We start from the raw sequence: 5,417 nt of genomic DNA, 5'->3' as shown, positions 1-5,417 counted from the left end.
CTCGTCCGTCGCGCTCGCGGGGCTCGCCCGCCCCCGCGGTGCGGGGCCCGGCATCGGTCGAGGGGTCGGGAACGGGGCCGACGGGCAGCGGGGTCACCGTCGGCAACACGAGCTGCGCCACGACGGCGCGCGTGTCGGTCACCCGCAAGGCGAGGGCGAAGGGGTCGCGGTCTTCGATGAGCAGCGGCCCGACGAGCGCGAGCCCTCGTCGCCCGGGCCAGTAGCGGTAGCCGAGGGATGCGGGCCGTGTCGCCGTGACCTCGCGCAGCCGGCCCGGGCCCGCGAATCCGGGCTGCATGGGAACCTGCTCGACCCATTCGGCGGCCCGCGCCCGGCCGCTCACGCTCACCGTCACCTGCACCTGCTCGCCCTCGGTCGCCACGACGGGCTCGAGCTGGCGACCGACGCGCACGCGAGGTCGCGAGCTCGCCACCGCGGCGAGCGCGATGAGCGGGGCCGCGGCGGCGATCGCCGCGATCGGCAGAAGTTCGGGCCGCTCGAGCACGTAGGCGAGCACGCCGAGGCCCACCGCGGCCACGAGGAACGCGATGCCACGAGCGGTGAGCCGGGGCACGGGCAGCGGCCTAGTCTCGGGCGGTCGGCACCGGCACGGGCGTGGCCGCGACGATGCGCTCGACGACCTCGTCGACGCTGCGCACGGTGCTGCCATCGGGATGCTGCGCGCGCGGCACGAGCAGCATGCGGTGCGAGAGCACCGTGGTCGCGAGCGCGTCGATGTCGTCGGGCAGCACGAAGTCGCGGCCGTCGAGTGCGGCGCGCGCGCGGCTGGCGCGCACGAGCTGCAGCGTCGACCGGGGGCTGGCTCCAAGCCGCAGGGCCGAGTCGTCGCGCGTCGCCTGCACGATCGCGACGGCGTACCGCTCGACGGCGGGGCTCACGTAGACCTCGCGCACGGTCGCGATCATGCGGCGCAGCCCCGCGACGTCGACAACGGGCTCGATGAGGTCGAGCGGGCTGCCGTGCTCGCGATCGCGAACCATGAGTGCTTCGCTCTCGGCATCGGGGTAGCCGATCGAGATGCGCGCCATGAAGCGGTCGCGCTGGGCTTCGGGCAGCGCGTAGGTGCCCTCCATCTCGATGGGGTTCTGCGTCGCGACGACGAGGAACGGGCTCTCGAGGCGGTGCGTGCGACCGTCGACCGTGACCTGCTGCTCTTCCATGCACTCGAGCAGCGCCGACTGGGTCTTGGGGCTCGCCCGGTTGATCTCGTCGCCGATCACGATGTGCGCGAACACGGGGCCGGGCGTGAACTCGAAGGTGCCGAGCTGCTGGCGGAACACGCTGACACCCGTGATGTCGGCCGGCAGCAGGTCGGGCGTGAACTGGATGCGGTTGACCGTGCCGGCGATGCACTTCGCGAGCGCGCGCGCGAGCATCGTCTTGCCGACGCCCGGCACGTCTTCGATGAGCAGGTGGCCTTCGGCCAGCAGCACCGTGAGCGCGGCATCCACCGCATCCGGCTTGCCGTCGAGCACGCTGTTCATGGCCCGCCTGATGCCCGCTCCGAGCTCGGCGAACTGTTCGGCGCTCAGCGCCCCGACCTCAGACGTCGTCGTCATGCTCATTCCTCGACTCTGTCACGGTCTTCCGGAGCGTGGGCCGAGAATCCCGCACGGTAGCCCTCGTCCCAGGCCTCTTTGCTGCCCTGCGCGAACATGTCGTCGTCGAGCGGGCGCACAAGGCTGCGCGCTCCGGGCGCGTCGTCGTCGAGCAGCCCCGCGAGCCCGCGCACGGCGGCGACGGGGATGCCGCTCGCCTTGCCCTTGACGAGGTCGGCGGCCGCGGCGATCTCGTCACCCACGGCGGGCGCCGTGACCTCGAGCAGCTTGCCCGCGGCGTCGCGCGACCCGCGCAGGTCATCCAGCAGCCGCACACCACTTGATCCGATCGCCATATCGGTCTGGCCCTCGCGCCACGCGCGACCGGCCGTGTCGGTGATGATCACGCCGACGGGGGCTCCGACGCAGGCTTCGACGGCGGCGCGGATCGCCGCGGCGCTCGCGTCGGGATCGAGCGGCAGCAGCAGCACCGTGCCGTCGGCGGTGTTGCTCGCGTCGACTCCCGCCGCGGCCATCACGAGGCCGAGGCGGTTCTCGACGATGCGCGTGGTGCCGCCGTCGGCGCGCGGCCGCGTCGCGACGACCCGCACCGTCTCATCGGTGATCGCCTGCTCGCGGTCGTCGGCGCGCACGATGCGGTTCTCGGCCTTGCTCACGATCTTGCTCGTCACCGCGAGGATGTCGCCGGGCTCGACCCCCGCGCTACGCGCCGCGTCGGCGATGAGCCGCGGCAGGTGGTCGCCTGTGCCGATCTCGGGCAGGCCCGGGATGCCCCACACGCGCAGCTCGGCGGGCTCAGGCGCGGCGCGCGCGGCGTCGACGTGATGCGGCTCGGCGGGGCGCGATTCGGTCACCCGCTCATTCTCCTCTCCGGGGCGCACCGCTCACGCACTGTGCCGTTCGCGACACATGCCGCGCGCGGCACACTCACCGGGTGAGGCGGGGCAGCACCTCGCGGCCGAAGAGCTCGAGGAACGCATCCTGGTCGCGACCGACATTGTGCAGGTGGATGCGCTCGATGCCGAGATCGAGGTAGCGCTGGATGTTCGCACGGTGCGCATCGACGTCGCTCGAGATGAGCATCCGCTCGTCGAAGTCGTCGGGGCGCACGAGCTTGGCGATCTGCTCGAGGTCGTACGGCGAGCGGATGTCGCTCTTCGCGAACCGCATGCCCGCCTGCGGCCACTCGGTGAGGGCGTTCTGCATTGCCTCGTCATCGGTGGGCGCCCACGACAGGTGCAGGCGCAGGGCGTGCTGCGGAGCGGCGCCGCGGCGGCCCGCCTCGCGGGCGCCCTCGGTGAAGCGCTGCAGGAGCATGCCGAGCTTGTCGTAGGGCACCGAGTCGATGAGCAGCCCGTCGGCGACCTGGCCGGCACGGCGGGCCGTGATCGGGCCGGCGGTCGCGATGAGCAACGGTGGCGGCTGCTCGGGGCTCGTCCAGAGGCGGCTCGACTCCAGCTGGTACCAGCGGCCCTCGTGCTTGACATCGCGCCCGGCCGAGCCGGATGCGAACAGCTTCTTGATGATCGTGACCGCCTCGAACAGCCGGTTGATGCGCTCGGCCGGCTCGGGCCAGTAGCCGCCGACGACGTGCTCGCTGATCGCCTCGCCGCTGCCGAGGGCGAGCCAGTGGCGGCCGGGGTACAGGCTCGCGAGCGTCGCGGATGCCTGCGCGACGAGCGCGGGATTCCAGCGGAAGGTGGGCGCGAGCGCTCCGACCCCGAGCTCGCCCGTCGTCTGCGCGCCGAGAGCGGAGACGACGTTCCAGACGAAGGCCGCCTGACCCTGGCTCGGGGTGAACGGCTGGGCCGCATCGCCCGCGAGCGTGCCGCTGAAGCCGTGGCGTTCGGCGAGCGCCGCGAGCCGCACGGCCTCGCGCGGGTCGAGCTGCTCGAGTGCGGCGGCGTAGCCGATGGCGGGCGCGGTCATGCGGTGGGGGCCACGCTCTTCGTCGATTTGCCGGCGAGATGCGGGCCCGCCATGACGGGCTCGTAGCGTGGCAGCTCGCCCGCGGCGAGGCACGAGGGCAGGCACTCGACGGTGGTCGAATAGTTGGCGTTGTGGAAGAACGGCATGCTCTGGCGGCGCTGGCTGGCGCTCGCGGTCGACCCCGGCGCAGCATCCGGATTCACGACGCGGTGCAGGGTCGAGGTCCAGCGGTCGTTCGTCCAGCGGGCCATGAGGTCGCCGATGTTGATGACGAGCGCACCGTCGGTCGGCGGGATCGGCACCCACGAGTCGGTCGCCGCGTCGTGCACCTCGAGGCCTGCGCGGCCGGCCTCCTGGCGCAGGATCGTGAGGGTTCCATAGTCGGTGTGCGCGCCGGCGCGCAACTGGCCGGGCTCGGGCGCGTGCGTCTGCTCGGGGTAGTTGATGGCACGCAGCGCACTGGGGCTCGCATCGATGTGCGGGGTGAAGAAGTCAGCGGGCAGGTCGAGCCCGAGGGCAAACACGCGCATCAAGCGGTCGGCGAGCGCGCTCATCTCGGCGTAGTAGGCCTGCCAGGTCTGCTGCAGCTCGGGCAGCGCGGCGGGCCACACGTTCGCCGTGAACAACGCGGCCTCGGTCTCGTCGACGGGCGAGAGCGAGGGGCGGATGCCCGGCCCCATGTTGAACGACTCCTTCAGGTCGCCCGGAGTCGCCTCGCCGCGCGAGGCCGCGAGCGACTCGCTGCGCATCGGAAAGTAGCCGTACAGCCCGCCCGCCGGTCGCTCGACCGCGAGCTTGTCGTCGAGCGGCAGGTCGAAGAAGGCGCGCGCCGCGTTCCACGCCGCGTCGGCCACCGCGGGGTCGACCCCGTGGTCGACGACCTGGAAGAAGCCGACCGTGCGCAGCGTCTCGTCGAACTCGCGGCCGACGACCTGCGGGTCGCGGTCGAGGCTGATGGTCGGAACGGCGATCGACGGCGTCATGGCCACACGCTACCGCCTCGGTCAGGCGCCGCACATCGCGCGAGCATCCCGCGCCCAGGAGCCTCGCCTAGCTTCGAAGCACCGACCTGAAAGAGGAGCCATGCCCACGATCACCGCCCTGCTCGAGCGCTTCGACCGGCTCGTCGTCTGGACGATGGACGCGTTCGGAATCAAGTTCGCCCGACTCGCCCTGGGCATCGTGTTCATCTGGTTCGGCGCACTCAAGATGATTGGCGAGCTGAGCCCCGCCTACGACCTCGTGGCGGCCACCATCTACTGGCTGACGCCCGAGATCATCATTCCGCTCATCGGGTTGTGGGAGGTCGCGATCGGCGTCGCATTCCTCTTCCCGCCCCTCACGCGCGCGGCCCTGCTGCTGCTCATCCCGCAGATGCCCGCGACGTTCCTGCCCCTCGTGCTGCTGCCCGAGGTGACGTTCACGGTCATCCCGTGGGGCCTCACGCTCGAGGGTCAGTACATCGTCAAGAACCTCGTGATCATCGCCTGCGCGCTCATCATCGGCGGCACGGCGCTGCGCAAGGATCGCAGCGACCGCGAGGCCCGCACGGGCGCGATCGAGGTGCCCGTCTCGACCGGATGATCGATCAGTCGCGGTGCGTCGCGACCCAGTGATCGGGTCGGTGGATGCCCGGCGGCAGCAGCGTCGACGCGTCGCCGATGGCGGCCGTCACCTGGGGCTGCGTCACGAACAGCGCGGCACTCGCATCGGCACCCGAGAGGTCGGCATCGCGCAGATCCGCCGCGAGCAGGTCGGCACCCGCCAGGTCGGCGCCCCGCAGCGATGCGGCGATCAGCAGAGCGCCGCGAAGGTCAGCACCCCGCAGGTCGGCACCGTCGAGGCGTGCGCCGAGCAGGTCGGCGCGCGGGCCGAGGGTGCGACCGCGCACGCGCGTCGGGGCCGGCA

Annotated in this window: 6 protein-coding genes and 1 pseudogene; 1 reads left to right on the top strand and 6 read right to left on the bottom strand. The window is 72.1% G+C overall.

All coding sequences use genetic code 11. The features are described 5' to 3' along the window. The 5 genes and pseudogenes from ACK4HH_RS04485 to ACK4HH_RS04465 form a co-directional block, all read right to left on the bottom strand. A pseudogene (locus ACK4HH_RS04485) lies at positions 1-574 on the bottom strand (hypothetical protein); the annotation flags it as partial. A gap of 10 nt (positions 575-584) precedes the next feature. Then, positions 585-1,586, bottom strand: a complete 1,002-nt coding sequence (locus ACK4HH_RS04480) for an AAA family ATPase (RefSeq protein WP_409648681.1) — start codon at positions 1,584-1,586, stop codon at positions 585-587. Then, the gene (gene cofE, locus ACK4HH_RS04475; RefSeq protein WP_409648679.1) at positions 1,583-2,434 is read right to left on the bottom strand and encodes a coenzyme F420-0:L-glutamate ligase; all 852 of its coding nucleotides are present in this window, start codon (positions 2,432-2,434) and stop codon (positions 1,583-1,585) included. The genes ACK4HH_RS04480 and cofE overlap by 4 nt, the downstream gene beginning before the upstream one ends. A 73-nt stretch (positions 2,435-2,507) precedes the next feature. Then, positions 2,508-3,509, bottom strand: coding sequence for a TIGR03557 family F420-dependent LLM class oxidoreductase (locus ACK4HH_RS04470; protein ID WP_409648677.1), 1,002 nt, complete (start codon positions 3,507-3,509; stop codon positions 2,508-2,510). Continuing rightward, a complete protein-coding gene (locus ACK4HH_RS04465; RefSeq protein ID WP_409648676.1) occupies positions 3,506-4,492 on the bottom strand; it encodes an isopenicillin N synthase family dioxygenase in 987 nt (328 codons plus the stop codon). The genes ACK4HH_RS04470 and ACK4HH_RS04465 overlap by 4 nt, the downstream gene beginning before the upstream one ends. A gap of 100 nt (positions 4,493-4,592) precedes the next feature. Between ACK4HH_RS04465 and ACK4HH_RS04460 the strand changes: the two genes are divergently transcribed. Further along, positions 4,593-5,093, top strand: a complete 501-nt coding sequence (locus tag ACK4HH_RS04460; RefSeq protein ID WP_409648674.1) for a hypothetical protein — start codon at positions 4,593-4,595, stop codon at positions 5,091-5,093. Positions 5,094-5,097: 4 nt separating this feature from the next. Here ACK4HH_RS04460 and ACK4HH_RS04455 read toward each other — a convergent pair. Continuing rightward, a partial coding sequence (locus ACK4HH_RS04455; RefSeq protein ID WP_409648672.1) for a pentapeptide repeat-containing protein occupies positions 5,098-5,417 on the bottom strand: 320 nt, incomplete at its 5' end.

This window comes from Microcella sp. (assembly GCF_046296455.1).
In the GTDB taxonomy this organism is placed as follows: domain Bacteria; phylum Actinomycetota; class Actinomycetes; order Actinomycetales; family Microbacteriaceae; genus Microcella.
Note: the sequence above shows the minus strand (reverse complement) of the source record. Positions and strands in the feature narration are given on the sequence as shown.

Excerpts from the sequence above, each read along its gene's own strand:
- ACK4HH_RS04470 (WP_409648677.1), bottom strand. The coding sequence starts at position 3,509 with ATGACCGCGCCCGCCATCGGCTACGCCGCCGCACTCGAGCAGCTCGAC.
- ACK4HH_RS04465 (WP_409648676.1), bottom strand. The coding sequence starts at position 4,492 with ATGACGCCGTCGATCGCCGTTCCGACCATCAGCCTCGACCGCGACCCG.
- ACK4HH_RS04480 (WP_409648681.1), bottom strand. The coding sequence starts at position 1,586 with ATGAGCATGACGACGACGTCTGAGGTCGGGGCGCTGAGCGCCGAACAG.
- ACK4HH_RS04460 (WP_409648674.1), top strand. The coding sequence starts at position 4,593 with ATGCCCACGATCACCGCCCTGCTCGAGCGCTTCGACCGGCTCGTCGTC.